Source organism: Streptomyces rubradiris (assembly GCF_016860525.1).
Classification (GTDB): domain Bacteria; phylum Actinomycetota; class Actinomycetes; order Streptomycetales; family Streptomycetaceae; genus Streptomyces; species Streptomyces rubradiris.
The window spans coordinates 5,271,525-5,298,212 of sequence record NZ_BNEA01000015.1; the positions used below are offsets into that span (position 1 = coordinate 5,271,525).

Consider the following 26,688-nt stretch of genomic DNA (forward strand, 5'->3'; position numbering starts at 1 on the left):
TGCCGCTCGAACAGTGGCACGTTTCACTGAAGTGAGAGATCCTGGTAAGGCCCCTGCTGACCAGCGGAAACATTGGGTGGCTCGGCCTGCCCTCCGGGCCGGGCGGTTCGCTGGCCGGGCGGTAGCTCGTGATCCATGGTCGGACAAGGTGACTTCCATAAGGGGGAGCCATGGAAGAGGCGCGTCCGCAGCGGATGGTGTTCGCCGTCGAGGTGCAGCGCGGAGGCGCCGACGAATGGTGCACGCAGGCCGTCACTCCGAGCTGGTTCTACGGGTACCACGCCGCCGACGCCGCCGTGCAGGCCTTCGACCGCTACATGGCCCACCACCGGCAGACCGTGGCGGCCCTGGTCGCCCCGGACGCCCCCGGCCTGCGGATCCTCGTCCGGGTGCAGGGGACCGGTGGCCGGCCCGCGGTGTTCACCCTGCACAGCGTCCTGGAACACAAGGTGCGCAGGGACGCCGGCCGCCGTCGCGAGGCCCTGGCCCGCCTGGAGGATGCGACGGAGGCCCTCCAGTCCTCACTGCGCGACGCGGCCACGGGCGGCGTCCGCCAGTCGGACCTGGCCCGCATCTCCGGCTGGAGCAGGGAGACGCTGCGGAAGCTGAACCGGGGCGAGAGACCGGAGGAGGCGGGCCGGCAGCCGTAGGGCGTGGGCCGGGAGCCGTAGGGCGTGGGCCGGCAGGTGTGGGGCGTGGGCCGGCAGGTATGGGGGCGCGGGGCGCTGGTCGTAGGACATCGGTCGGCAGGTGTGGGAGCGGGGCGCTGGTCGTAGGTCGCCGGCCGGCAGGCGTGGGCGCCGGTCGGCATCCGTAGCGGCCGGCGGGCTGAAAGAGTGGCCCCATGCTGCTCGATCCCGAGAACACGTTGTTCGTCCGCGGCGCCACGCCGGTGCTTTTCCTGGCGGGAGCGTCCGTCCACGACGCTCTGCCGCCGCTGACCGCGCCCGATGGGGCGATACCCCGGTGCGAGGGCTGGAGCATCGTGCCCCGGCTCACCCTGTGCGTCGTGGACGGTCCCGGTGACCACGGAGTCCTCGTCCCCGCGCTCGCCGCGCCGGTGATCGGCGACACCGACGACGGCACGGCGCCGGGCCGCATGGCCGACTGGTGCGACGACACCGAGCGGGCCGGCGGCGCGGTGGTGCTGTCCCTGGACCGGCTCCCGCAGACCCTCGACTGGTCCGCCCTGCTCTCCTCGGGCACGACTCGCGGGGGCTTCCTGCCGGCCATGGGCTGATCGCCGTCCGGCAGGGGGGCGCAGGCGCTTGGCCTGGGCGCGGCGCGCATCGGGCCGGAAAAGAAGCTGACCAGCGTCTCCGCCGGTCAGTGGCTTGCGGACCCTGCTCGGTACGCTGTCCGAGCGGAGCTGGGGGCTCGTCCGGCGGATCACGGGCCGAGCCAGGGCCAGACCGAGGCGACGGCCGGCCGGTGCCTAAACCTGTTGACCGCCGCTGGCAGGCAGTGCTGGAGTCGGCACGTGGACAGCATCCCCGCCAACCGGCGGTTCTGGAACCAGATCAGCAGCGCCTACCAGCACAAGCATGACCCGAAAATCGGCGCCGCACCCCGGCTGTGGGGCATGTACTCCATCCCCGACGCGCATCTGCACGCCTTGGGGGACGTCACCGGCAAGCGCGTCCTCGAACTCGGCTGTGGCGCCGGCCAGTGGTCCAGGGCGCTCGCCGCCGAGGGCGCCACCGTGGTCGGGCTCGACCTGTCCGAGGCCCAACTCGCCGCGGCGGAGCATGCGATGGGGGCGGCCCGCTACTCGCTGGTGCAGGGCGCCGCCGAGAAACTCCCCTTCGCCGACGATAGCTTCGACCTGGTGTTCTGCGACTTCGGTGGGCTCAGCTGGGCGCCTCCGCACCTGGCCGTCCCGCAGGCTGCCCGCGTCTTGGTCCGAGGCGGGCGCCTGGTGTTCAACGTCGCCAGCCCATGGTTCGAAGCTTGCTACGACGAAGCCGCCGGCCGCGTGACCACGATGCTGCAGCAGGACTACTTCGGGCTGAACACCATCGCCGAAGACGACGGCGCGACCAGCTATCAGCTCACCTACGGTGACTGGGTCAGGGTCCTGCGCGGCGCGGGTCTCGTCATCGACGACCTGATCGAGCCGCGGCCCGAACGCGGAACACCCAACGGCTACAACGAAACCGACCCGCCCGACTGGGCGCACCGCTGGCCGGCGGAACTGCTCTGGGTGACCCACAAACCGTAGGTTCCGCCGCGGCGGGACGTGAAGGCGTTCCCTCGCCGGACAGGCCCTAGCGGCTGATCGGAGGCTTCGGTCCGGATCTCCCACACCCCTTGCCTGCCCGCGGCCTTCATGTCCGCCCGGAACGGAGACCCGTCGGGCCGCTCACGCGCCGACGACCGGACCACGCGCATGCGCTGCCGTTGCTCGGCGACGTACGTGCCCGAACCGGCGCGACCCTCCAGTACACCCTGGGACGCACATCGAGGATGAACAGCTCCATCCGGGTGATCTGCTCTTCCGGGGGAGTCCGGCGGAGTCCTCGCCGGCTCCGTCATCCGCCGGGCGTGGCGCAGCGCGCGTAAGGCCGTACTGCCCCCGCAGGTCTTCGAGTCACCCACTGGACGGCGCGTGTACGACATCCTGCACGCGCGCCTGACGAAGTGGCTCAACGACGGGATGCCGCCCGCCCAGGTGGCCGAGTGGGCCGGGAACAGCGTCGCCGTGCTGCCGGCGACGTACGCCCGGTGCGTCGACGGGAAGCTGCCGGACCTGAAGCGGCGGCTGGAAGCCGCGGGTGATCTTCCGGAGGCGGAGGTGCCGGGCGCCGGCTGATCTTTCACCGGTCGAGAACTTCGACACGTATTCGACACGGCCACCCGCGAGAACCCGGTGACAGCCGGACAGCCCCCGGAGTCGGCCCTTGATCACCAAGAGGCGTCCGGGGCTTCGTCGTGCCCACTGAAAGCCGCTCTGACCAGCGAAAAGCCCTCCCGAGCGGGAGGGCGGAGCTTGGCGCCCCCGGCAGGACTCGAACCTGCGGCCAAGCGCTTAGAAGGCGCCTGCTCTATCCACTGAGCTACGGGGGCCGGGTGGGGTGGCCTCGTGCCTGGTGGCCTGGTGGGGGCCGATCCGTGACGTTGCCGGGGTCAAGGATAGGGCTCCCGGTTCCTTGACCCTGTCGCTTCCCCTCCGTGGCTCGATGTGGAGGTTCGGTGAAGCGATCCTGATAATCGCAGGCAAGTGCGAATCGCGCACCGCTTTTGGCGCCCGGCGCGCCGGGTGTTGTGCACTCGTTATGCCTGGACTGTGCGAGTGTCCCACTCATCCCTTCCGTCCGTTCTGTTCTGTCGGCGCGCAGACATGTCCATATGCTTCAGAATTCCCCTAAAATTGGGCATTCTTCGCATGTGGTGACCTTGGACGTACGGCCTCAGCTGCTCGACACACTCTCCGCTCTGCGCGACCGTGTCGCCGCCGCACGCTTTCCGCTGCCCCTGGCCGGGGCCCCACGCGCGCGTGCCAACCGCGACGAACTCCTCGCGCAGCTCGACGACTACCTCGTACCCCGGTTGCGGCACCCCGAGGCGCCGTTGCTCGCCGTCGTCGGCGGCTCCACCGGCGCGGGGAAATCCACCCTGGTCAACTCCCTCGTCGGCCGACGGGTGAGCGAGGCGGGCGTGCTCCGGCCGACCACCCGGACACCGGTCCTCGTCTGCCATCCGGAGGATCATCACTGGTTCAGCGGCATGCGCGTGCTCCCCGCCCTCACCCGCGTATGGGACCCCGACCGGGACCCCGCCGAGGAGTTCCCGCCCACCGACGACGAGCACGCGCGCGTGCTGCGCGTCGAGACGGCCGACACCCTCCCGCGCGGCCTCGCCCTCCTCGACGCCCCCGACGTCGACTCCCTGATCGCCGACAACCGCGTCCTCGCCGCGGAACTCATCTGCGCCGCCGACATCTGGATCATGGTCACCACGGCCGCCCGCTACGCCGACGCCGTCCCCTGGCACCTGCTGCGCACCGCCAAGGAGTACGACGCGACCCTCATCACCGTCCTGGACCGGGTGCCCCACCAGGTCGTCTCCGAGGTCTCCCGGCAGTACGGCGCCCTGCTGACCAAGGCCGGACTGGGCGACGTACCCCGCTTCACGGTGCCCGAGCTGCCGGAGTCCGCCTGGGGCGCCGGACTGCTGCCCGCCACCGCCGTCGCACCCCTGAAGAGCTGGCTCGTCCACCACGCCCAGGACCCGGCCGCCCGCCAGCACATCATGGCCCGGACCGCCTACGGCCTGCTCGACTCGTTGAAGTCCCGCATGCCCGAGCTGGCCGGCGCCGCCGCGGCCCAGTACGCGGCGGCCCTCCGGCTCACCTCCGCCGTGGACGCCGCCTACGACAGCGAGCACGCGCGCGTGCGCAGCCGCCTGCAGTCCGGCGCCGTACTCGCCGGCGACGCCCTCAAGCGCTGGCGCGCCTTCCCCCTGGACTGCACCGCCGCCGAACTCCTCGACGCCCTCGTGGAAAGCCTGGCCGCCCTGCTGCTGTGCGCCGTCACCGCCGCCGACGAGCGCGTGGACGACGCCTGGCGGCGCGAGCCCGCCGCCCGCGCCCCCGAGCTGACCGCCCGCGACACCTCCCTGGAGAACGCCGAGCACCGCATCGGGCTCGCGGCCCGGCGCTGGCGGCGCGAGCTGGAGGAGTACGCCGAGGACGAGGTACGGGTCCTGGAGCGTACCGGCGCCCCCGACCCCGAGGTCGTCGCCGCCCTCGTCGCCACGGCGGTGCTGGGCGGGCGCCGGGCGCGTACCGCGGGCGAGGGGCTCGCCGAGCGGCTCGGCGCACACGGCGTCCTGCGGCTGCGCGACCGGGCCGGACGACTGCTCGCCGAGCACGTGGACCGCGTCATGTACGCCGAACGCGAGCGGCGCCTCGCCCCGCTGGACGCCCTGGACGTTCACCCCGAGCCCCAGGCCGAACTCATCGCCGCGCTGTCCGTACTGCAGAAGGAGAGGTGACCGGTGACCGCCGTCACTGACCAGGACCACACGGAGCACACCGACCACATGAGGCGCACCGACAGCGGCAGCGGCGACACCGGGTCCCTGGAGCACGTCGGTCGCGCCGCCACAGGCGCCCCGGACACCGCCGAACGCGTCGGCGGCCTCGCGCACGCGAGCCTGAGCCTGGTCAAGGAGGGCCCCGGGGACGACGGGCCCGGCACCGGCGGCCGCTACGAGGGGCGGGGCGACGACGCCACCGAGGACGGGAACGGCGGCGGACACGAGGGGGGTGGCGGCGGGTGTGAAGGCGACGGCGCCGGCGTCCGGCACGCGCGCGTGCCGGACGAGACCGTCGAGGGCGGCCCGGACACCGGCCGGGAGGAGCGTCCCGCGCGCGTACGCGACGAGAACGCCGACCGCGTCCAGGGGGACGGCGCCGACCGTGAGCGCAGCGGTGACGCCGACCGTGACCGTGGCCGTAGCATCGAGCGCGACGGCCACGCCGGAGAAGACGGCCATCGTCACGCCGTACAAGACCGCGACGGGCACGCCGTGCAAGACCGCGACCGGCACGGTGCCCGGGACCACGACAGGCGCGGTGCCCAGGACCACGACCGTCTCGGTGCCCAGGAGCGCGACCGGCACGGCGAAGCCGGTGGCAACGGTGACCGGGACCGCTCCGCGCACGGGCGTGGGACCGAGCAAGGCGTCTCGGTGCCCCGCCCCCACCCGCACCCCGCACGCTCCCCGAAGCCCCGCACCACACCGGGCGCCACGCCCCCCAAGACGGCCACCGCGGCAGGCGCCGCCACCCCCACGCCCACCTCCGCCACGGACGGCGAAGCCGGCGCCGCCCAGGAGACCTGGGACGACGGCCTCATCGCCCGCCGCGTCACCGGGTCCGCCACCGCCGAGCGCACCCCCTCCGGGGAGCAGCCGCACCGCGGGCCGGGCGCGCAGGTCCCGGTCCCGCTGGCGTACGACGGCCCGCTGCGCTCCCGGCTGAACGCCCTGCGCGAACTGGTGGGGCTGTCCCGTACCCGCCTGGACAGTCACACGCTCGCCGAAGCGGGCCGGGTCCTGGACGAGGCCGCCGCCCGCCGCAAGCTCTCCGGCCGGCACACCGTCGTCGCCCTGGCCGGCGCGACCGGCAGTGGCAAGTCCCAACTGTTCAACTCGCTCGCCGGAGTGGCCATCTCGGAGACCGGCGTACGCCGCCCGACCACCGCCGCGCCCATCGCGTGCAGCTGGAGCGACGGCGCGGCGACCCTCATCGACCGGCTGGGCATCCCGGGCCGGCTGCGCCGCCGCCCCATGCACAGCCCGGACAACGAGGCGCAACTGCGCGGGCTGGTCCTGGTCGACCTGCCCGACCACGACTCCGCCGCCGTACAGCACCGCGAACAGGTCGACCGGATCCTGAAACTGGTCGACGCCGTCATCTGGGTGGTCGACCCCGAGAAGTACGCCGACGCCATGCTGCACGAGCGTTATCTGCGGCCGATGGCCGGCCACGCGGAGGTCATGTTCATCGTCCTCAACCAGGTGGACCGGCTGCCCGGGGACGCCGCCGACCAGGTCCTGGACGACCTGCGGCGGCTGCTGGACGAGGACGGCATCGCGCTCGGCGAACACGGCGAACCGGGCGCCACCGTCCTCGCGCTGTCCGCGCTCACCGGCGAGGGTGTCGGCGAACTCCGCGAGGCACTTGGCCAGTTCGTGGCGGAGCGCGGCGCGGCGGCCCGCCGGGTGGCGGCCGACCTGGACGCCGCCGCGGCCGGACTGCGGCCCGTGTACGCCACCGGGCGGCGGGCCGGCCTCACCGAGGAGGCCCGCGAGGAGTTCGCCGCGCGGCTCGCGGACGCGGTGGGCGCCACCGCGGCGGGCGAGGCCGCCGAACGCGCCTGGCTGCGCAACGCCAACCGGGCCTGCGGCACGCCCTGGCTGCGGCTGTGGCGCTGGTACCAGGGCCGCGGCGAGGCCACGACGGGCCGCCACGCGGTCCGCGGCCAGGCCGACGAGGAGGCCACGGCCCGCCAGCGGGTGGAACAGGCGGTTCGCACGGTCGCCGACCGGGCCTCGGCCGGGCTGCCCGCGCCGTGGGCGCAGGCGGTGCGCGAAGCGGCCGTACGCGGCTCCCAGGGGCTGTCCGAGGCGCTGGACGCGCTGTCGGCACGGGCCGGGCTGCCGCCGGGCCGCCCGCCTCGGCCGGGCTGGTGGCCGGTGGCGGTACTGGTCCAGGCGGCGATGACCCTGCTGCAGATCGTGGGCGGCGGGTGGCTCGCGGGGCAGATCGCCGGGCTGATGGCGCCCAACCTGGGCGTTCCGGTGCTGTTGATGGTGTGCGGGATCGTCGGCGGGCCGCTGGTGGAGTGGGGGTGCCGGATGGCGGCCCGGGGCCCCGCGCGGCGCTACGGCCAAGAGGCGGAACGCCGGTTGCGGGAGGCGGCGGCGGGCTGCGGCCGGGCCCGGGTGCTCGATCCGGTGGCGGCGGAACTGCTGCGGTACCGGGAGGTGCGGGAGCAGTACGGGAGAGTCGCCCGGAGCAGAACCGGGGTGGGGTGAGCGGTCTGGGGGCGATCGGTGGGGTGGTGGGACCAGTGGGGGTGCGGGGGTTGCTGGGAGAAAGCGGGGTTCACCCGCGCGGGTGACGGAGTTATCCACAGGCGGGTGGCCGTCCACAGCGCTCAGCGGGCCCGGCCCGGCGGAGGCAGTCTGAGGCCACGGCGATCGCACGACGGGTCCGGCCGCACAGGCGGCCGGACGGCGCGAGCGGTCGGCGGGACGTGCGGGCGCGTACGGCAGTCGTACGCGCCGGCACGGCAGACGCAGCCGTACGGGACGGGCCCGTACGTGTGTCCGCCCGGCCGGAAGAGCGCGGGCGGGGGAGGGGAGCGAGACGTGAACGAGACGATCGTCTGTGTGGTGGGCAACGTGGCGACCCAGCCGGTCTACCGGGAGTCGGCGGCGGGTCCGTCGGCCCGGTTCCGGCTGGCGGTCACCGCGCGTTACTGGGACCGGGAGAAGAGTGCCTGGACCGACGGCCACACCAACTTCTTCACGGTGTGGGCCAACCGGCAGCTCGCGGTCAACGTGGCGGCGTGCGTGGAGGTGGGCCAGCCGGTCGTCGTCCAGGGGCGGCTGAAGGTCCGCACGGAGACACGGGAGGGACAGCAGCCGTGGGCCTCCGCCGACATCGACGCCGTGGCGATCGGCCACGACCTGGGCCGCGGCACGGCGCTCTTCCAGCGCGCGGCCAGGGCCGATGCACCGGCCGCGGTGGCCCGCCCGGAACCGAACTGGGAGACACCGAGCCGGACGGACACCGAGGGTGATCCGGCGGACCAACAGGCGCCGGAACCAGCACCAGTGACATGACGTCACATCCGCCCGGTGACGTTCCGTCAGTCGCGGAAACCGGTGGATTTGTCGATAAGGCCAGCTCATGGACGGTCCCGGCGATAACGATTACGGATCGGATCGGCCATCCGATCATCCGACCGCCGGGTTGGGCTCCCAGTGATCCATAGGATGCCGGGCGTGCCCCTAGGGGCTGCCGATTTCTGCTGGTGGGACCGTCCCCCACGTCCAACGGGTCCTGCTCGAAGGGGAATTCTGTGCTTGCTGCGCTAACTGGGCTGTGCCGGTCCACCGGAACGGCACGCCTGGCCGCCGCCACGACGGTGTCCGGCCTCGTGGCGGCCGGCGTGCTGTCCGGCGCCGGTACGGCGGTGGCCGACGAGACACCGCGGACCGAGGGCGGGGCGACGGCCACGAACAACGGTCTGAAGACCTACGGCGAGGCCGTGATCCACGGCGACGGCGCCGACCAGCGGGTCCCGGCGGGCCTGTTCGAGATGTCCGTGGACGGCGGCGGCACCCTCCAGACGTACTGCGTCGACCTGCACAACCCGACCCAGCGGGACGCCAGATACCAGGAGACCTCCTGGCGCGGCACCTCGCTGGGCACCAACAAGGACGCGGGCCGGATCGGCTGGATCCTGCAGCACTCCTATCCTCAGGTCAACGACCTCGCCGCACTGGCCCGCAAGGCGGGCGCACCCGGGCTGACCGAGCAGGACGCGGCGGCCGGCACCCAGGTGGCCATCTGGCGTTACTCCGACGGCGCCGACGTCGACGCCCTCGACCCGCAGGCCGAGAAGCTCGCCGACTACCTGGAGAAGAGCGCCCGTGGCGTCGGTGAGCCGCGGGCCTCGCTCACCCTCGATCCGCCCGCGGTCTCCGGCCGCCCGGGCGACCGGCTCGGCCCGGTCACCGTGCACACCAACGCGAGCGCGGTCACGGTGAGCCCGCCGGCGGACGCGGCCACCGGCGGGGTGCGGATCACCGACAAGAACGGCAAGGTGATCACCTCGGCGAAGGACGGCACCCGGCTGTACTTCGACGTCCCCGAGGACCCGGCCGGGGAGGCCGGCCACACCGCCGGCAACGGGGCAGGCACGGCCGAGTTGACCGTGCAGGCGTCCACGACCGTGCCGGTGGGACGGGCCTTCGCCTCCGAGAGCCGCAGCCAGACGCAGATCCTGGCCGGCTCCAGCGAGTCCACCGTCGCCGCGACCGCGACGGCCGGCTGGGCCGCCGACGGCTCGATACCGGCGGTGTCGGCCCGCGAGAACTGCGCCAAGGGCGGGGTGGACATCACCGCGGTCAACAACGGCGACGAGCCGTTCTCCTTCCAGCTGATGGGCACCGGTCACACGATCCCCGCGGGCGCCACCCGCACGGTGACCGTACCGCTCCCGGAGGACCAGGCCTACGACTTCACGATCACCGGCCCCCACGGCTTCAGCCACCGCTTCACCGGCGTCCTGGACTGCAAGACCCAGGGAGCGGTCACCACGCAGACGGCGGCCCAGCTCCCCAACGAGCCCAGCCCGGCCTCGGTCGGCGGCGGCAGCGCCTTGGACACCACCGACCTGGCCGAGACCGGTGTCTCCGCCCTCACCCCCCTGATCACCGGCGTGGCCATAGGTCTGGTCGTGATCGGCGGCGCGGTCCTGGTCGTCCTGCGCCGCAAGGACACGACACCGGACGCGTGAGAGCGTCCGGGCTGGGAGAGCGTCCGGGGCGGGAGAGCGTCCGGGCTGGGGCGGCGGGCGGAGAGAGGGGCGCCGTGAGCCCGGCGGCCGGGCTCACGGTGAACGGCGTCCGGCGCCCCTCTCAGCAGCCGATCGGTGCCGAGCCGACTGCCACGTCGTCGAACCACAGGGTGTCGTCGCCGCTGCCGTAGCTCTCCCAGCCGAGCCGGAGGGCGGTGGGCCGGGGCGGGGTGGTGCGGGAGAGCCACTGCTGGTCGATGTCCTGGGTCGGTACGCCGTCGGCGTGCAGGCCGGGGACCTGCTGGTCGCCCAGCCAGGTGTCCAGCTTGGGCGCGGAGGTGTCGATGGCGAACCGCAGGCACTGCCAACTGCCCGTCGGCAGCGGCTTGCTCAGCGCCACACCGGCCGGGCTCTGCGCGGGAAGCGTGGCGTCGTCGCTCTCCCGGTTCCACTGCAGGGCGCCGTTCTGGCCGCCGACCCTGAGCGCCCGGCCGCCCTGGGAGCTGTCCGGCATGGAGACGAAGGTGACGTGGGAGGAGGGGAGCGCGGTGGTGTGCCGTACCCACATACGGACGTACAGCACCGGGCCGACCGTCGAAAGGTCGGTGGTGGCGGCGACGAAGGCGTGGTTGCAGTAGCCGGCCCGGCCGTCCACCCGGAGGGACTTGGCGCCGCTGTGAGCCACGGCCGTGTCGACGGTGGCCGTGCCCGTGCCCTGGCAGTCGGGCGCGGTGAAGCGCCAGTCGCCGGACGGGGAGGTGCCGGTCTGGTTCTCGAAGTCGCTGCACAGGGCGGCGCCGCCGCAGTCGGCCGGCGGCTGGGTGGGTGAGGGGGTGCCCGGAGTGGTGGGCGGTGTGGTCGGCGGCTCGGTGGTGTCGCCGCCGCAGGAGACGCCGTTGAGGCTGAAGTCGGTGGGCGCCGGGTCCGCGGACTGCCAGGTGCCCTGCACGCCGAAGTCGGCGGCGCCGCCGCTGGGCAGGGCGGCGTTCCAGTCCGTGCCGGCGGCGGTCACGGAGCGGCCGGTCTGGGTGACGGTGGCGTTCCAGGCGGAGGTGATGCGCTGGTCGCCGCCGTAGGTCCAGGTCAGCCGCCAGGCACTGAGCGCGGGGCCGAGGTTGGTGACGCGGACCTGGGCGGTGTAGCCGCCGGACCACTCGTTGACGGTGTAGTCGACCCGGCATCCGGCAGCGGCTCCGGCTCCGACGCCACTGGCGGGCGCCGCGACCAGGAGGGACACCGCCAGCCCGAGCACGGCCACGACCGCCGTCCAGGGCGTGCGCACCCATCGCGGGCATCGGGTGGGCAGGTGGGGCATGTGGGCTCCTGGGGGTGGGAGGAGGGGGTGGGGAGGGCGGGGGAGGGGGGAGGGGGGAGCCCCCCAAGAGGACTCCCCCCGAGGGAGCCCCCCAGAGCGGATGGGAGCGCTCCCAATCGGATGAACGCGACCCGGGTCGGCGCCGGGTCGCGTCCGGTGGGTGCTGAGGGTCGGTGACGGCCGGGGTCAGCGGAAGTTCACGTCACTGCACAGGAAGTAGGTCTGGTCCATGTGCGAGGCCTGCCAGATGGTGTAGACGACGTGGCGGCCGGTGTAGCCGGACGTGCTGACGGGGATCGAGTAGTTCTGGCTGGGTGCGTACTTGCCGGTCTTGGTGACCAGTTGCAGGTCCTGCCAGGTGAGCGGCTGGGTGGTGGGGTCGAAGCCCTGTCGGGTGACGTAGACCAGGAAGTAGTCGGCGCCGTGGCTGGCCTGGTCGTACAGCTTCACGGTGAAGTCGGAGCTGATGTCGGTGGTCTTCCAGGGGCCGACGGCGTCGAGGGAGTTGTAGCGGCCGCTTTCGGTCTGGCCGCCGCTGCACAGCTGTCCGTTGGGGATGACGGCCTGGAAGTTGCCGGCGGAACCGTTGCGGTACAGGCCGTTCCAGTTCCACATGGCGTTGGGGTTGGCCTGCCAGGCCTGCCAGCACATGGGGTCCTGCTGGGCCATCGCCGGGTTCTGGAAGTCGCTGCCCCAGCGCTGCCAGCAGCCGTAGTTGCGGGAGGCGGGGTCGACCACGGAACCGTGCGCGGACGCGGTGCCGCCCCAGGTGATCAGGCTGATCAGTACGCCGACGAGGGTGCTCAGGACGAGCGCCAGCCGACGGCCGGTACGGTGAGGCGTACGGCGCTGTGCATGCTCATGACAATGCATTGCGGGGTTCTTCCTATGGGGGACGTCTTCACTGTGCGGGTGCCGGGTGCGTGGGAGCGCTCCCGCGCCCTCCAGGCTGCGCGGCCGGGAACCAGGGGGCAACGGCTTGTTTTCGCCAAAGCTGGAAGGCGCGGCCGACGGGGCGAACTTCCGCGAATGGCTATGAACCGCCTCGCGAGGTCCCCTGCCGGATGCACGCGAGCCGTCGACGAATTCCCTGGGAGCGGCGAGTGGCGAATTCGCTTCGGTCGGGCGGGGGAGGGTGCAAGTCAGGGGTGCGCCGAGTGTGAGTGGAGGCCGAAGCGGGACGGAGCCGACGAGGCCGGGCGCGACCACACCAGGCTTGACCGTCGGCACGTGGACGGTGTGCGCCCCGGGCCTGCCGTAGCCGTTCGGCTGGGACGGCGGCGGCAGTCGGTGCCCGGCCCAGAGCGAACCGCGAACAACACGGCAGCCGTACATCGCCATGTTTCCGGCGGCAGGCGGCAGGCGGCAGGCGGCAGGCGGCAGGCAGCAGGCGGCAGGCCGGCCGTGGCAGCGTGTTGCCCTCAGTTCGTTTCGTCCTGCCGCTGCCAGACGCGAGGCCAGTTGCCGGACGGTGGAGGGGGTCCCGCGATGCCCAGGTCACGCCGTGCGAGAACGTAGAAGTCATCCCGTGCCCGGCTCATCTGCCCAACTGCTCTCTCCCAGCCGGCGGGGTCGTCTTTCAGACCGCGGGCATAGAGTTCGACGTTCCACACGGATTCATGCCACTTACGAGCCGCCGCTACGGTCTCCGCTTCCCCTACGAGCAGCATCGTTTCCCACTCGGTCGCACGCCGCGCCTCGGCTTCGGCGAGCTGGGCCAGGCCCTGTTCCGGATCCAGCGGGTCCACGGCGTGTTGGAATCCCCGTGCGGCTCCTATGCGCTGGGCGATGTTGATCTGATGCTTCAAGCTGTTCGCGTAGGACGCGTAGGTGTCCAGTCTCTTCTGATCCCAGCGTTCGGCTCTTACCCGTCGCCACCTGCTGCGTTCCGTGAGACTGGTTGCCAGGTAGGAGCCGATGGCTCCCACGACGACGCCGGTCAAAGCGGGTAGCTGGTCCCACAATGTTGATCCCCCCTCACCGGGTCCCACGTCCGCTGTCCTCCTGAGGATCTCGCAGCCCTCGATGGCTTTTGAAGCCGGGCAAGACGCAAGAACGGCAAGCATCGGAGAGGGCGTTGGGCGGCAGGAGCGGTCCCGGTGCACAGGCTCAGCGGGCCATCCAGCGGTCTGTCTCCCGCGCGCGCGTGTCCAGCGCGGCGACGACTGCGGCTGACGCGGCCAGGGGATTGCCGGGGACCTGCACATCGGACTGGCTGCCACCACACACATGGCCGGGCCCCGCCTCGGGCATCTCGACATCGATTCCCGCCCGCCGCGCGAGCGCGACCACTGTCGCCGCGAACCCCTCAGAGAGCGCGTGGATCACGGCGTGCCCGGTTTGGCAGTACCAGGCGACCAGACCGCGCGTGAACCGCGCGAATACAGCCGGATCGACCTCAAGCGTGCTCGGGTCGCCCCAATACTTTCCCGGGCCGATTCCCGAGGGCAGCCCGAGTTCGGCCTCGAAGACTCCGACCTGCCGCAGGAAGAGGCGGCCGGCACTGTTCGACGGGTTCCACAACGTCTCGTCACCGATGTCGAAGTTCATGCTCATCGCCGATCCCCTTTGTCCGTGCGCCCCGGCTCAAGGTAGAGGATCGAGTGAGGGACGGGCACTTGAGTATCCGGTGCGTTGGGATTCCAGGTTCGTCGAATGGAGGCGGCCGGGAGAGTCCGGCACGGCGACGGGGACAGTTGGGCGGGAGTGAGGAGGTCCTCGACCGGTTCCCGGACCGGGTCCCCGCCTTCGAGGAGTCCGGTCGGCTCGGTGTCCGCCCCACCACAGGAGCGGCTGGGCCGCGCGCCGACCGGCTGTGCGCCGTCTACCACCGCACCCACGGGGTACGGCACTTCCACGGCTGCTACTCGTCGACCGGCTACGGCGCGTCAGCGGGCGCGAGTCGGGCACCGCCAACACGCTGACCGCGCTGAAGTCCAGCCAGTCCGCCCGGCCCGGCGGCACCCCGATCCACGCGCTCGCGGCAATCGCGTCGGTGCGGTGGGGGTGGTGGGGGCCGATCACCCAGGAACTTGTATGCACGGGCATACGAGTACAGCCCGGGTCTGGGGGCTGAGTTGCCCAGGATTCCCGGAAGAAGTGAGCCGGGCCCGCCGCTGGACCCGCGACATCCTGCGCGACTCCCCCCTGGCCGACGACGCCGAGCTGATCGTGAGCGAGCTGAGCACCAACGCGATCCGCCACACGGCCAGCGGCTGGGAGCCCGGTAGCTTCCACCTGGCCGTCGCGGTCTCGGCCCAGGTGGTCGCGGTCTCGGTCACGGACGACGGCGGTGCGGCCACGGCCCCCAAGGTCGAGCACCAGCACCACGACGCCGAACGAGGCCGGGGACTGGGCATGGTCAGCCTCATCGCCCACCGGGTCGTCGTCCACGACACCGACCAGGGCCACACGGTCACCGCCGAGCTGTACGCCGACGCACGGCTGGGAGACCGACGATGCTGATGAAACTGCCCCGGTGGGGATTCTGGTGCGAGTGCTGGACGGAGAACCTGACCGAGCAGGGCCCGCTGGCACTGGTGGCATCGTTCGACGCCTACTCCGCTCCGCAGGCGGACCGGTGGGTAGCGATCGCCCTCGAAACGATCTCCCCGGCACTGGACGTGGACGCCTCCAGCGCAGCGTGGGAGTGGATGTATGACGGCCGGATCGACACCCGACGAGCCCTGCTGCGGGCCGAGCCCTGCACGGTGTCCCTGACCCACGTCAGCACACGCATCACCTGGACGATCCAGCCCGTGCTCTTCCTGCCCCTCGCGCACCGCCAAGGGACCGAACACCCGGCATGCGCACACGACTTCACGCCCCACCCTGAAGAGTGAGTTACAACTTTCTCTACTGGTTCAAGGCGGCTCGCTCCGCTCCCCGCGCGCGGCCCGGCCCCCGGCCGGGCCTGCGCTCCTGTCTCCGCCCCGCTCCAGCCCGGCCGGCGCCCGTGCCGCGCGCACAGCTATCAGCCCCCTGACGTCAGAGAAGGGGTACGTCGTGGCTATGGCGGTCGGCTCCACGGCTTTAGGCAGCCACTTTGGCGCGAGCCTCGCAGATCATGGCCCCAACGTCGTGCTTTACCGGGCAGGTCCACTGCCTGCCCGACGCGCCGGAAGCTTGCGGGGCCATGATCACTCGCGCCAAAGCAGCTCCAGCCCAAAGCCGCTCCACCGACCTTGCACTGCACACACCTGCCGCCTATTCACTGAGTCGCTTCTTCATTCGCTCGTCTTGCATAATCTCGGGTGGAAATTTCGTGTGTAAATTGAAGTCGCCAGCGAGGAGAGATTCCACTTCGAGTCCTGTTGCATCGGTGAGGTCGGCTGACGACAGGTTTACCCTGGAAAGATGTGCATCCTTCAGGTTCGCGCCCCGTAGTTTGGCGACAGCAAGATTCACCCCATCCAGAATCGCCCCTTCCAAGTTGGCGCCATCCAGACCTGCTCCGCACATGTTGGCAAATTCGAGGTCTGCCCCCTTCAAACACGCCCCGTCCAGGTCCACAGATTCGAGATCCGCTTGGCTCTCCTCGTCATATCCGTACACCTCGGCCCCACACACCTTCAACTCACGCAGATTGATGGAGAAGGCTCGATCCAACCGGCGAGGGCGACGCGCAATCGCTACGAAGGCTGCCATGACGTCTTCGGCCACCACACCACACTGGTGGTCCTCGGCACAGGCAGTCGGATGCTGCCGCAGGAAGGCTGCCAGTAACTTGGTCACTGTGAATTGATCTCTTGGCGAGTCGTACAAAATCCGCTCCAGAGCATAAATCCCGCCAAGTCGTTCAGTGAGATGCTCCGAAGCGAGCAACTGCACTGCGGCTACGTATCGCTCAGTTACTTGTCCTTCACGGGTTAGCTCAGCTTGGTCTCGGTCTTTTTCACGCGTGTGGCGAAGGTTTCGATCCGTGTAATAAAGGCCGAAGCAGGCGATTATCCCGGCTCCTACGGCGACGACAGTCGTGCGAAATCCTGTTACGACCGCTCCGACACCTGGGCTGAGTTGCTTTCCTAGGTGTCCGTTGTCAGCCCACCAAGGCCCCTTCCAAATAAGGAGCACGAACACGAGGGTTCCAGCGGTAGCCGCCAGCCATGGAAGAACTCGTCTCACAAGTGAACTCATGCGGAAAGCATGCTGCCCCTGGATCCCCCGGCGTGCGGAAGATGCCGAACCTAGAGGAAAATTTGAGCCTTGCTCAAAGCATCGTAGGTGGTGCGAACTGCTCAGACCTATCAACCCTCGAACAGGCGGACTAGGACCGTTGCCGCCCTTTTCGGATCTCTAGGCGAAGAAGCTGCGTCCAAAGCGCGCGAGCATCACGCCGCGACGAAACTGCAAGGAAAGGCACGGCATTTTCCCCGCGTGTATCATCACAGCCATAGAATCAGGGCAGCGATAATCAGAAGCAGCAAGAAGGGTCCGGCTATCGCCTTCCGTAGCTCCCGCTCCCCCTTGCCGGGAAACATCGGGTCGTCCCCGTCGTCAGTGAACGGCGTGGAGCCGCTGGCCGTGCTTTTAAGGATGTCGCCGGCTTCCTTAACGATCGCGGCCGCAGCCTTCACGTCGCCGGAGTCCTTCAGCATTGCATCCAACTTAGACAGCATCTCAGGCGAAGTGACCGCAAGACGTCGCACTTGCCGTTTGGTTTCCTCGTCAATTGCTTCGTTTTTGATGATCGTCTGATAGACGCTTCCATTATTCGTCTGGATATATTGGTCAATTGCCGGAACCTCTGCCACTTTCACCCCCTCCGCACTCCGTGCTACTTACAATCGACGGCGCCTTATCCCAAGTGAAGCTGAATGAGGACTCACATTCGCCCTTCGATCGCGACTGACCTAGGGGACCAGCAAGAATAAGCGCCACCAAAACAGCCGCAAGGGCCGAAACTGTGGCCACACCGATCCTCGCGAACGGGTTAAGTGCCTGCCCTGCCGTTTTGATGAGAGTAGGCCACTTGTGTGTGACCCACAGAACAAACACGACACCAAAACCAGCGAAGACGAGTAGGCGATCACCCACGAACGCAGCAACATATTTATCGGATGATAGTCGAACTGCGTACTCGATGAACTCAACAGCTTCGGGGAAAGCATCAGGGAAATAATACTGAATCATCTCGATGCCGAATAGGATCAGCAGCACCGCCAGGATGACACGAAGAACTGCATAGAGGGTGTCAAGCAAGCCCGACGGTATACCTGTCGGCAGTCTCACTGCTTGCCGTCTCGGTAGTTCGTCTGCGAAACCGTTCCATTATTAGTCTGAATGTATTGCCCAGCGTTGATCGCTTGGGGTGCCGTCGGCGTCGGGCTATCCGGTCCGGTATCACCGGACGAGTTTGCCCGGGTCGTCGCAGGGCCGCCGACCGAGCGTGAACGCGTCCACCGCACAGTGATGACAGCGGCTCCGAGCGCAAACACTCCACCAACGATGGCCGCAATGATCTCGGTCATGACGTTCCCCCTTGTGTGCTCTGCTGTTCAGCAACGCTACGTACGGGAACAGCAGTTGGCCGATAACGCCAACGGCCAGCGGCCGACGCAACGTGGTGCCGGATGTCATCAGACCGGGCCGCCTACAGCAGCGGCCACGACCCGGATCAGCAACTACCCTTCCCCAGCTCCGATTTTGACACACCGCGCGCGAGCTAGTTACGGAATCTTGTGAGCACACGTGTGGGTGGCTGAATCCTGTATGACCGCCTACGAGCAAGCAGGTCAGCGTCGCTCCTGCGTTGGCGGGCCCAGGCTCTTCCCAGAGCGGACAACCGCGCAGGGATAGGGGCGACCACAGCCCATGTCGATCACGCAAACGGCGGCAGACTCGTTGCTTCCAGGTGGGCGAGCAACGAGTCAAGGCACGCGTCGGTCGTGTTCAGTCCGCGCGGAAAAATGAGTCCTCGCCAAGCGGTCCGCCACTGACGATGACCACCATGCCTTCCTGTGCTCAGTCATGCGGTCATCATCGACCTTGCGCACGGTCGTGACTCCGCCTTCGGCCAGCCGCTCCATCAGCACAAGCATGTCCATTCACGCCCCTCCGACGAGAGCTTCCTCGAACGCTATCTCGGGCCGTCTCCGGGCCGTCCGAGGTCACCCGGCGTCGACCGACAACGACAGAAGCCCACGGCATCCGCCCAAATCAGAGCCGTCGGCTGCCCCCACCTCGCTGGTGAGCGAGACCGGTGATCAGTAGACCGGCAAGTCAGGCCTCACCCAGCCAGCGGCCGTGCCAGACGCGTGCCAGATTCCGCGGGGAATCACGGGGAATAGCGGGCACCAAGTCGGCGGTCAGGAAGGTTCGCTTACGGCCTCACCGCAGGTCAGTGGGGCAACCATCCCCCAGAGATCCAAGCTTCCCAAGCTGAGGGCTTGGGGCGATCGACTCCGACTCGTCCCCCCGGCCCGGCCGGCGTGGTTGCTCCCGTCGACGGTGCTGCACCGGGGCTGAGGCCGGTGGGGGAGCGGCGAGACATACGCGCGCCTGGTCGGTCGGCGTGTCCGCCGTCGTGGCTGGCTGTCGGTGGCTGAGGTTCGTACGGTCTGTTCGAGGGCGCCGCTGTCAGCCGATGACCGGTTCCTGGTGATCGACTCCGGGCCGTCCCTGGGCCGTGCGAGGGCGTCCGAAGCCGACCGGCGGCGACCGGCAGTGACAGACGAGACGCAGTGCGCCACAGTGAAACCCCAGGTCAGAGCCCCTGGGCGGAACGGGTTTCCCCGTAGGGGTGGCGGTACGGCAAGATGGGGTGTATCTGCCCACTGCCAGATTTCAAGCTGCCGGACGGTTTCTCTTGGCTGAGTTCATTTACACCATGCGCAAGGCGCGCAAGGCGCACGGCGACAAGGTGATCCTCGATGACGTCACCCTGAACTTCCTCCCCGGGGCGAAGATCGGCGTCGTCGGCCCGAACGGTGCCGGTAAGTCGACCGTGCTGAAGATCATGGCGGGGCTGGAGCAGCCGTCCAACGGCGACGCCTTCCTCTCGCCCGGCTACAGCGTCGGCATCCTGCTCCAGGAGCCCCCGCTGAACGAGGAGAAGACCGTCCTGGAGAACGTCCAGGAGGGTGTCGCCGAGATCAAGGGCAAGCTCGACCGGTTCAACGAGATCGCCGAGCTGATGGCGACCGACTACTCCGACGCGCTGCTCGACGAGATGGGCAAGCTCCAGGAGGAGCTGGACCACGCGAACGCCTGGGACCTCGACGCCCAGCTGGAGCAGGCCATGGACGCGCTCGGGTGCCCCCCGGGCGACTGGCCCGTGGTCAACCTCTCCGGTGGTGAGAAGCGCCGCGTCGCGCTCTGCAAGCTGCTGCTGGAGCAGCCCGACCTGCTGCTCCTGGACGAGCCCACCAACCACCTCGACGCCGAGTCGGTGAACTGGCTGGAGCAGCATCTGGCCAAGTACCCGGGCACCGTCGTCGCCATCACCCACGACCGGTACTTCCTGGACAACGTGGCCGAGTGGATCCTGGAGCTCGACCGCGGTCGTGCGTACCCGTACCAGGGCAACTACTCCACCTACCTGGAGACCAAGGCCGCCCGTCTGAAGGTCGAGGGCCAGAAGGACGCCAAGCGGCAGAAGCGGCTCAAGGAAGAGCTGGAGTGGGTCCGCTCCAACGCCAAGGGGCGCCAGGCCAAGTCCAAGGCCCGTCTCGCGCGGTACGAGGAGATGGCCGCCGAGGCCGAGAAGATGCGGAAGCTGGACTTCGAGGAGATCCAGATCCCGCCGGGCCCGCGCCTGGGCAACGTCGTCGTCGAGGTCAACGAGCTGAACAAGGCCTTCGGCGACAAGGTCCTGGTCGACAACCTCAGCTTCACGCTGCCGCGCAACGGCATCGTGGGTGTCATCGGCCCGAACGGCGCCGGCAAGACCACCCTGTTCAAGATGATCCAGGGCCTGGAGACGCCGGACTCCGGTGACATCAAGGTCGGCGAGACCGTCAAGATCTCCTACGTCGACCAGAGCCGCGCCAACATCGACCCGAAGAAGACGCTGTGGGAGGTCGTCTCCGACGGGCTCGACTACATCAACGTCGGCCAGGTCGAGATGCCGAGCCGGGCCTACGTGTCCGCCTTCGGCTTCAAGGGGCCGGACCAGCAGAAGCCGGCCGGGGTCCTCTCCGGCGGTGAGCGCAACCGGCTCAACCTGGCGCTGACCCTGAAGCAGGGCGGCAACCTGCTCCTGCTCGACGAGCCCACCAACGACCTCGACGTCGAGACGCTCTCCAGCCTGGAGAACGCCCTGCTGGACTTCCCCGGCTGCGCCGTCGTCGTCTCCCACGACCGCTGGTTCCTGGACCGCGTCGCGACGCACATCCTCGCCTACGAGGGCGAGTCGAAGTGGTTCTGGTTCGAGGGCAACTTCGAGTCGTACGAGAAGAACAAGATCGAGCGGCTGGGTCCGGACGCCGCGCGTCCGCACCGGGCCACCTACAAGAAGCTGACCCGGGGCTGATCGGTCTTGCGCCACATCTACCGCTGCCCGCTGCGCTGGGCGGACATGGACGCGTACGGCCACGTCAACAACGTGGTGTTCCTCCGCTACCTGGAGGAGGCCCGGGTCGACTTCCTGTTCCGTCCGGACAAGGAGTTCCAGCAGGGGTCCGTGGTGGCGCGCCACGAGATCGACTACAAGCGGCAGCTCGTCCACCGGCACGAGCCGGTGACCGTCGAGCTGTGGGTCAGCGAGATCAAGGCCGCCTCCTTCACCCTCGCCTACGAGGTGAAGGACGGCGACCTCGTCTACGCACGGGCGTCGACGGTCATCGTCCCGTTCGACTTCGCCGCCCAGCGCCCGCGGCGGATCACCGCGGAGGAGCGTGACTTCCTCCAGGAGTACACGGACGCCGGCCAGGGCGCCGCGGAGACCGACGGGGAGGCCGTCGCCGCATGACGGTGCTGCACCTGGCCGACGAGACGGAGGCGGCGGACCTCGCCGCCTTCCTCTCCCGGCTGCTCCACTACGACCGTGGGGCCGCGGTGCGCCTGCAAGCGGCCGGCACGGCACTCGCCGTCTTCGGCCGCCCGCCGTCCTTCGAGGTACTGGCCGTCCGCGCGGTGCGGCTGGCCAAGCCCTACGAGGACGGGCTCGACGCCACCCTCGACGTGACCGTCTCCGCCGGCGAGCTGCTGGAGTCCGTGGAGGAGCGGGCGGCCACCGCCGCCGTCCCGGGCGCGGTCACCGGTCCGCCGTGGGCCGGGCTGCTGCCGCCGCGTACCGGCTGGCGGCCCGAGCCGGGGCTGCCCGCGCCGGACGCGCTGCGCGCCACGGTCGCCGCCGCGGTGGCCGAATTCCGCTCCCGCACCGAGGAACTGGCGCCCGAGGCCCGTACCCGCGCGGAACTGGACCGGATCGGCCGGGACATCTGGTCCCGGCGGATCGGGGGCACCGCTCTGCCGGTGCGCGCCGTGCACGCGGCCCAGTCCCTGGGCTTCCTCCGGCCGGGCACCGGGCCCGGTGAGACCGGGCTGTTCTCCTCGGGGACGTGGCTGCGGCTGCGCACGCCGTACGGCTCGGTGGCCGTACGGCAGGCGGGGCCGCTCGGGTCCCTCGGGGTCAGCGTGCGCTGAGCCGCACCGGGGCCCGGCCGGGGTCGTCCGCACCGACGCCGTACCCGGCTCAGCCCGGCGTGTTCACCATCGACGCGGCGGCGTACGTCAGGTAGTTCCACAGCGTGCGCTCGTGCTCCTCGGACAGGCCGAGTTCCTCGACGGCCACCCGCATGTGCCGCAGCCAGGCGTCGTGCGCCGCCCGGTCGACGGTGAACGGGGCGTGCCGCATGCGCAGCCGGGGATGCCCGCGGTTGTCGCTGTAGGTCGTGGGGCCGCCCCAGTACTGCATCAGGAACAGGGCCAGCCGCTCCTCGGCCGGGCCCAGGTCCTCCTCCGGGTACATCGGCCGCAGGAGCGGGTCCTCGGCGACCCCCTCGTAGAAACGGTGGACGAGCCGGCGGAAGGTCTCCTCCCCACCGACCTGCTCGTAGAAGGTCTGCTCCTGAAGCGTGCCGCGCCGAATCTCATTCACCCGTCCATCGTCTCAGACGCGGTGACCCAGGACGGAAGACGTAGGACCGCCCCGTGCGGGGGCCGCCCGCCCCTACTGTGGACCCATGGGCTACGACACCGGCACCGAGGCGCTCGCCGACGCGGCGCGGGCCGAGCTGGTGCGGCGGATCGACGCCGACGGGGTGTGGGCCGAGGACCCGGTGTGGCGGGAGGCGTTCGCGGCGGTGCCCCGGCACCTGTTCGTGCCGTACTACTACGTCCCCGGGCCGCGCGGGTACGAACGCCGCTGGGGCGAGAGTCCCGAACCGGCCGCTCGGGAACGCTGGGTGCGCGGCGCCTACGCGGACGTGCCGCTGGCCACCCGGCTGCGCGACGGCGAGCTGGTCTCCTCCAGCAGCCAGCCCTCCCTGATGGCCCGGATGCTGGTCGCCCTGCGCGTCGAGGACGGCGACCGGGTCCTGGAGGTGGGCGCCGGCACCGGCTACAACGCGGCCCTGCTCGCCCACCGGCTCGGCGCCGACGGCCTGGTGACCACCGTCGACCTGGAACCGGAGATCACCGAGTCGGCCCGGCGGCACCTGGCGGCGGCCGGCCACCACCCGGCCGTGGTCACCGGCGACGGCGCGCGCGGGGTGCCCGAACGCGCCCCCTACGACCGGATCATCGCCACCTGCGAGCTGTGCGCGGTGCCGCGCGCCTGGCTCGCCCAGTGCCGCCCCGGCGCGCGCGTCCTCACCCCGCTCGCCACCGGACTGCTCGCCCTGACCGTGCGGGACGCGGAGCACGCCGAGGGGCGCTTCCTGCCCGGGGCCGTCTTCTTCGTGCCACTGCGCGGCCAGGGCCGGACCGGACCCGGGAGCGTGAGCCTGGCCGGACTGCCCGCCCGCGCCCGCGAGCAGGAGCCGCTGCGCTTCCTGCTCGCGCTGACCCGGGGCGCCCTCGGCGCCCGGGAGGCGTACGCGCTGTGGGAGCGCGAGGGCGAGCCGGGCCGCGGCCGCTACGGCGTCACGGTCCGCGGCGAGCACGCCTGGGCCTGGCTGGACGACCCCGGGGGGCCGTACGCCTGGCCGCTGTCCTGAGCGCGGTCAGCCCCGGCGGACGGTGATCGTCGTCCAGGCGCCCACGTGCACCCGGTCGCCGTCCTGGAGCGGGACCGGCACGAACGGCTGGATCGGCTCCTCGGACATGTTGACCGTGGTGCCGTTGGTCGAGTTCTGGTCGACGACCGCCCAGCTGCCGTCCGGCTGCTGCACCAGCATGGCGTGCTGGTGCGAGACGCCCGGGTCCTCCGGCGGCACCGACAGGTCGATGTCCGGGGTGTCGCCGGTGGAGTGCCGGCGGCGCCCGATGGTCACCTGGTTGCCGGTGAGCGTGCGCTGCTGCTCGGGCGAGTACGCGGGCAGGTTCAGGCCCGCGGCCTCGGGGCCGGAGCGCTGCATCATCGCCATGAAGTACTCGCGGTCCGGGCCGATGGTCGCGGTCCAGGTGCCCGGCCGGGCGCCCTGGGCCTGGGACTGGTGCGGGGCCTGGGGCGCCTGCGGGGCCTGAGCCTGCTGAGGTGCCTGGGGGAACCCGCCGGGGCCGCCCGGTCCGCCCGGTCGTCCGCCGGGGCCGCCCTGGCCGGGCGGTGCCTGGGTGGCGCCGGGGTGCGGGTAGCCGTAGCCGCCGCCCTGGCCGCCGGTGTCCTGGCCCGGGCCGCCGGACGACGGCGGGGAGATCACCCAGTCGTCCTCACCGGCCGGGGGCCGGCGGTTCCCGCGCGGGAAGGCGGGCGGGGCGGGCGGAGCGGAGGCTCCGGCCTGCTGGAACGCCTGCGGCACACCACCGGGGCCGCCGGGACCGCCAGGCCCACCCGGTCCGCCGGGCGGCGGCGGAGCCGGACGCGAGGGGTCACCACCGAAGCCGGAGGGACCGGGGCCGCCGGGAGCGCCGGGGGCACCCGGACCCGACGGGCCGCCGGGACGGGAGGGATCGCCGGGGCCCTGCCCCGGGTTGCCGCCGAACCCGGACGGGCCGGAGGGAGCGCCGGAACCGGGGCCCTGCCCCGGGGCGCCGCCGAACCCCGACGGGCCGGAGGGGGCACCGCCGGCCGGGCCCTGCCCGGGACCGCCGCCGAAGCCGGACGGCGGCCCTGCCGGACGACCGGCACCGGGACCACCGGGACCGGCCGGACCACCGGGACCACCAGAACCGGCCGGGCCACCAGAACCGGCCGGACCACCGGGCCCGCCGGCGCCGGGGCCACCGGGCCCCTGACCCGGGAACCCGCCGTGACCGGTGCCCTGCCCCGGGAACCCGCCGGGACCGGACGCGCCACCGGCACCGGGACCACCGGCACCAGGGCCGCCAGGCCCACCGGGACCGCCGCCAGGCCCACCGGGACCGCCAGGGCCGCCCGGTCCCTGTCCGAACCCCTGCGGGGGCGCGGGCGGGCGGCGGTTGCCGGGCGGGAAGGGCGGCCGGCCCGCGGCGGGCGGGGTCCGGTCGGGGCCGAACGGGGTCGGGCCCGACGGCTCGCCGCCGAAGGACGGGATCGGTTCGGCGGGCCGGTTCACCTGCGAGGGCCGCGAGCCCTGGTACTCGTACCCGTCACCGCCGCCGTAGGTCGCGCTGGGCGGCTGGAACCGGGGCTGCGGCGGGCGCGGCGCGGCCGGGGTGTACGAGGTCGCCGTGTTGGTCAGGAAGTTCCACCGGCACTCCTCGCAGAACGGCGCGCCGCCCTCGCGGGGCGTGCGGCACTGCGGGCACAGCTCCGGTTCGGGGTCGGCCGCGGCGGGACCGGGCCGGCCGGGGGCGCCGGCGGGCGGCGGGAAGCCGTAGCCGCCGGCGCCCGGGGGCGGCGGCGGGGGCGGAGGTACGGCACCGGCCATGCGGTGACCGCAGACCTCGCACCAGTCGTCGGAACCCGACTGGTGTCCGTTCGGGCAGGTCGGCATGTCGGTGCTTCCCCTTCTTCTACGCTTTGGAGGGTCACTTCTTCACACGGACGGTCTTGGTGGACCGGGTCTCCAGAGTCATCTCGTCGGCCTCCGTGACCCTCGTCTTCAACCGCACAGTACCTGTCGCGGCGTCGACCACGTCCACCACCTTCGCAAGCAGTTTCGCAGTATCGGCGTTGCCGGAGGCGTTGGCGAGCTGAACGGCCCTCCCCAGTTTGGCCGTTGCTCCATCGATATCGCCCGCTTTGCGCAGATCGATGCCTTGCTGGATGACTTGCGCCAGTTCGGCCTGCCCGGTGTAGTGGGCGACTTGGGGGCTCATGGCGGTGGAAGCGGCCATGTCGTCGGTCCACACGGCCCGTACGAGTCCCTGCGCGCCGAGGTTCTGTACCGTTCCGTCCGGTTGCGGGACCACCAGGGAGACCCGCGCCGCCAGCATCTCCTGGCCCAGTCCGGCCGGCGGGACCGTCACGGACAGGTGGTAGTCGCGGGACTCGTCGCCCCACGACCCGGTCGGATAGTCCCCGGAACGCGGCCCGGCCTCGGTCCGACGGTGCGTCAAGTCCTCGACGGCGGGCGCGACTTGCTTGACGAACCGCAGGGCGGCCCCGGCCGGCGTCCACACCCGCAGGGCGACGTCGGCGACCTCCTTGCCCATCGCCGTCTCCATCATCCGCGTGAAGTCGGCGGCGAGCCCGGCCGGGTCGGCGACGATGTCGGCGGTGCCGAGCAGCGCCGAGGCGATGCCTGTGACTTCTTTCACGTCCCAGTCCGTGCCCACGCCCCGCGCGTCACAGGTGAACCGGCCCGCGCAGGCGTCCAGGGTGGCCCGCAGGTCCGCGGGCGACTCGTGTTCGTTGCGGCCGTCGGTGAGCAGGATGCCGTGCCGGATGGTGACGTCCGCCGCGGACAGCAGCCGGTCGGCGAGCCGCAGCCAGGTGCCGATGGCCGTACCGCCGCCCGCGCTCAGCCGGCGCAGCGCCTGCTTGGCCTGCGCGCGGGTGGTGGCGTCGGCGACCGCGAGCCGCCCGCCGCCCGGGTAGACCTCCTGCGCGACATGGGTGCCGCCGATCACCGCGAAGCGGGTGCCGTCGCGCAGGGTGTCGATCGCGGCGGCCGTGGCCTCCCGCGCGCCGCGCATCTTCGCGGGCGGGTAGTCCATGGAGCCCGAGCAGTCGACCATGACGGCCACCGCGGCGGAGGGCCGCCCCGGCGCGGTGAGGGCGCCGCCGAGGGTGCCGCCGCCGGTCGCGGTCACCGTCACTATGGCGTCGACCTGACTGCCGCCCTCGGGCAGGTACTCGTTCTGGTAGACGTCCACCGAGAACCGCGGTACGTCCGGCTTCGCGAAATTGGCCATGCTGTGACGCAT

25 protein-coding genes, 1 tRNA gene and 1 pseudogene are annotated in these 26,688 nt (G+C 71.1%); 14 read left to right on the top strand and 13 right to left on the bottom strand.

The genetic code is table 11. From position 1 onward, the window contains the following. Positions 1 to 170: 170 nt before the first annotated feature. From Srubr_RS36710 to Srubr_RS36720, 3 genes are all read left to right on the top strand, one after another. Positions 171 to 650 (top strand): hypothetical protein, encoded by a 480-nt coding sequence (locus Srubr_RS36710; RefSeq protein ID WP_189995522.1) that lies wholly within the window; start codon positions 171 to 173, stop codon positions 648 to 650. A 194-nt stretch (positions 651 to 844) separates the two neighbouring features. Then, on the top strand, positions 845 to 1,240 hold the full coding sequence (locus Srubr_RS36715; RefSeq protein ID WP_189995519.1) for a hypothetical protein: 396 nt from the start codon (positions 845 to 847) through the stop codon (positions 1,238 to 1,240). A 240-nt stretch (positions 1,241 to 1,480) separates the two neighbouring features. Beyond that, positions 1,481 to 2,221 (top strand): class I SAM-dependent methyltransferase, encoded by a 741-nt coding sequence (locus Srubr_RS36720; RefSeq protein ID WP_189995517.1) that lies wholly within the window; start codon positions 1,481 to 1,483, stop codon positions 2,219 to 2,221. 62 nt (positions 2,222 to 2,283) lie between these two features. Here Srubr_RS36720 and Srubr_RS41155 read toward each other — a convergent pair. Continuing rightward, positions 2,284 to 2,454 (bottom strand): annotated as a pseudogene (locus Srubr_RS41155) (GntR family transcriptional regulator); the annotation flags it as partial. 154 nt (positions 2,455 to 2,608) lie between these two features. On the opposite strand from Srubr_RS41155, the gene Srubr_RS41160 reads away from it, so the two are divergent. After that, positions 2,609 to 2,812, top strand: coding sequence for a hypothetical protein (locus Srubr_RS41160; RefSeq protein ID WP_229926686.1), 204 nt, complete (start codon positions 2,609 to 2,611; stop codon positions 2,810 to 2,812). 178 nt (positions 2,813 to 2,990) lie between these two features. Here Srubr_RS41160 and Srubr_RS36730 read toward each other — a convergent pair. Further along, a tRNA-Arg gene (locus Srubr_RS36730) sits at positions 2,991 to 3,066 on the bottom strand. A gap of 321 nt (positions 3,067 to 3,387) precedes the next feature. Between Srubr_RS36730 and Srubr_RS36735 the strand changes: the two genes are divergently transcribed. The 4 genes from Srubr_RS36735 to Srubr_RS36750 all read left to right on the top strand — a co-directional run bounded on the left by Srubr_RS36735 (position 3,388) and on the right by Srubr_RS36750 (position 10,040). Beyond that, complete coding sequence (locus Srubr_RS36735; RefSeq protein ID WP_189995515.1) at positions 3,388 to 4,995, top strand: dynamin family protein; 1,608 nt, start codon at positions 3,388 to 3,390, stop codon at positions 4,993 to 4,995. 3 nt (positions 4,996 to 4,998) lie between these two features. Next, the gene (locus tag Srubr_RS36740; protein ID WP_189995513.1) at positions 4,999 to 7,545 is read left to right on the top strand and encodes a GTPase; all 2,547 of its coding nucleotides are present in this window, start codon (positions 4,999 to 5,001) and stop codon (positions 7,543 to 7,545) included. 336 nt (positions 7,546 to 7,881) lie between these two features. Next, the gene (locus Srubr_RS36745; RefSeq protein ID WP_189995503.1) at positions 7,882 to 8,358 is read left to right on the top strand and encodes a single-stranded DNA-binding protein; all 477 of its coding nucleotides are present in this window, start codon (positions 7,882 to 7,884) and stop codon (positions 8,356 to 8,358) included. Positions 8,359 to 8,597: 239 nt separating this feature from the next. Next, positions 8,598 to 10,040, top strand: coding sequence for a Cys-Gln thioester bond-forming surface protein (locus Srubr_RS36750; protein WP_229926685.1), 1,443 nt, complete (start codon positions 8,598 to 8,600; stop codon positions 10,038 to 10,040). Positions 10,041 to 10,161: 121 nt separating this feature from the next. Here the strand turns inward: Srubr_RS36750 and Srubr_RS36755 are convergent, their stop codons facing one another. The 4 genes from Srubr_RS36755 to Srubr_RS36770 form a co-directional block, all read right to left on the bottom strand. Next, complete coding sequence (locus Srubr_RS36755; protein ID WP_189995502.1) at positions 10,162 to 11,355, bottom strand: cellulose-binding domain-containing protein; 1,194 nt, start codon at positions 11,353 to 11,355, stop codon at positions 10,162 to 10,164. A 186-nt stretch (positions 11,356 to 11,541) separates the two neighbouring features. Continuing rightward, a complete protein-coding gene (locus tag Srubr_RS36760; protein ID WP_189995501.1) occupies positions 11,542 to 12,228 on the bottom strand; it encodes a lytic polysaccharide monooxygenase auxiliary activity family 9 protein in 687 nt (228 codons plus the stop codon). A 548-nt stretch (positions 12,229 to 12,776) separates the two neighbouring features. Continuing rightward, positions 12,777 to 13,163: a hypothetical protein gene (locus tag Srubr_RS36765; protein WP_229926684.1), complete on the bottom strand. Its 387-nt coding sequence runs from the start codon at positions 13,161 to 13,163 to the stop codon at positions 12,777 to 12,779. 301 nt (positions 13,164 to 13,464) lie between these two features. After that, positions 13,465 to 13,911: a DUF6086 family protein gene (locus tag Srubr_RS36770; protein WP_189995500.1), complete on the bottom strand. Its 447-nt coding sequence runs from the start codon at positions 13,909 to 13,911 to the stop codon at positions 13,465 to 13,467. A 480-nt stretch (positions 13,912 to 14,391) separates the two neighbouring features. Between Srubr_RS36770 and Srubr_RS36775 the strand changes: the two genes are divergently transcribed. Then, positions 14,392 to 14,820, top strand: a complete 429-nt coding sequence (locus Srubr_RS36775; protein WP_189995499.1) for an ATP-binding protein — start codon at positions 14,392 to 14,394, stop codon at positions 14,818 to 14,820. Beyond that, positions 14,814 to 15,197, top strand: a complete 384-nt coding sequence (locus Srubr_RS36780; RefSeq protein WP_189995498.1) for a hypothetical protein — start codon at positions 14,814 to 14,816, stop codon at positions 15,195 to 15,197. The genes Srubr_RS36775 and Srubr_RS36780 overlap by 7 nt, the downstream gene beginning before the upstream one ends. Before the next feature lie 364 nt (positions 15,198 to 15,561). Here Srubr_RS36780 and Srubr_RS36785 read toward each other — a convergent pair whose 3' ends face one another. From Srubr_RS36785 to Srubr_RS36800, 4 genes are all read right to left on the bottom strand, one after another. After that, the gene (locus Srubr_RS36785; protein ID WP_203855070.1) at positions 15,562 to 16,491 is read right to left on the bottom strand and encodes a pentapeptide repeat-containing protein; all 930 of its coding nucleotides are present in this window, start codon (positions 16,489 to 16,491) and stop codon (positions 15,562 to 15,564) included. 248 nt (positions 16,492 to 16,739) lie between these two features. Further along, positions 16,740 to 17,108: a hypothetical protein gene (locus tag Srubr_RS36790; RefSeq protein ID WP_189995494.1), complete on the bottom strand. Its 369-nt coding sequence runs from the start codon at positions 17,106 to 17,108 to the stop codon at positions 16,740 to 16,742. Continuing rightward, entirely contained in the window at positions 17,086 to 17,556 is a 471-nt protein-coding gene (locus Srubr_RS36795) for a hypothetical protein (protein WP_189995492.1), read from the bottom strand. Before Srubr_RS36795 ends, Srubr_RS36790 begins: the two co-directional genes overlap by 23 nt. A gap of 26 nt (positions 17,557 to 17,582) precedes the next feature. Next, positions 17,583 to 17,825, bottom strand: coding sequence for a hypothetical protein (locus Srubr_RS36800; protein WP_189995490.1), 243 nt, complete (start codon positions 17,823 to 17,825; stop codon positions 17,583 to 17,585). Between the two features lie 1,337 nt (positions 17,826 to 19,162). Here Srubr_RS36800 and ettA point away from each other — a divergent pair. From ettA to Srubr_RS36815, 3 genes are read left to right on the top strand one after another with little or no spacing between them, the layout of a single operon-like run. Continuing rightward, on the top strand, positions 19,163 to 20,827 hold the full coding sequence (gene ettA / locus Srubr_RS36805; RefSeq protein WP_189995487.1) for an energy-dependent translational throttle protein EttA: 1,665 nt from the start codon (positions 19,163 to 19,165) through the stop codon (positions 20,825 to 20,827). A gap of 6 nt (positions 20,828 to 20,833) precedes the next feature. Continuing rightward, positions 20,834 to 21,265: an acyl-CoA thioesterase gene (locus Srubr_RS36810; RefSeq protein ID WP_189995484.1), complete on the top strand. Its 432-nt coding sequence runs from the start codon at positions 20,834 to 20,836 to the stop codon at positions 21,263 to 21,265. Continuing rightward, complete coding sequence (locus Srubr_RS36815) at positions 21,262 to 21,942, top strand: hypothetical protein (RefSeq protein ID WP_189995482.1); 681 nt, start codon at positions 21,262 to 21,264, stop codon at positions 21,940 to 21,942. Before Srubr_RS36810 ends, Srubr_RS36815 begins: the two co-directional genes overlap by 4 nt. Before the next feature lie 49 nt (positions 21,943 to 21,991). On the opposite strand, the gene Srubr_RS36820 is transcribed toward Srubr_RS36815, so the two are convergent. After that, positions 21,992 to 22,396, bottom strand: coding sequence for a globin (locus tag Srubr_RS36820; protein WP_030790264.1), 405 nt, complete (start codon positions 22,394 to 22,396; stop codon positions 21,992 to 21,994). Positions 22,397 to 22,481: 85 nt separating this feature from the next. Here Srubr_RS36820 and Srubr_RS36825 point away from each other — a divergent pair, with 85 nt between their 5' ends. Continuing rightward, complete coding sequence (locus tag Srubr_RS36825; RefSeq protein WP_189995481.1) at positions 22,482 to 23,456, top strand: methyltransferase domain-containing protein; 975 nt, start codon at positions 22,482 to 22,484, stop codon at positions 23,454 to 23,456. Positions 23,457 to 23,462: 6 nt separating this feature from the next. On the opposite strand, the gene Srubr_RS36830 is transcribed toward Srubr_RS36825, so the two are convergent. Then, positions 23,463 to 25,313 carry an FHA domain-containing protein gene (locus tag Srubr_RS36830; RefSeq protein ID WP_189995478.1) on the bottom strand — a complete coding sequence of 617 codons (1,851 nt, stop codon included), beginning with the start codon at positions 25,311 to 25,313 and terminating at the stop codon, positions 23,463 to 23,465. Between the two features lie 34 nt (positions 25,314 to 25,347). Next, a complete protein-coding gene (locus tag Srubr_RS36835) occupies positions 25,348 to 26,676 on the bottom strand; it encodes a vWA domain-containing protein (RefSeq protein WP_189995476.1) in 1,329 nt (442 codons plus the stop codon). Positions 26,677 to 26,688 lie beyond the last annotated feature (12 nt).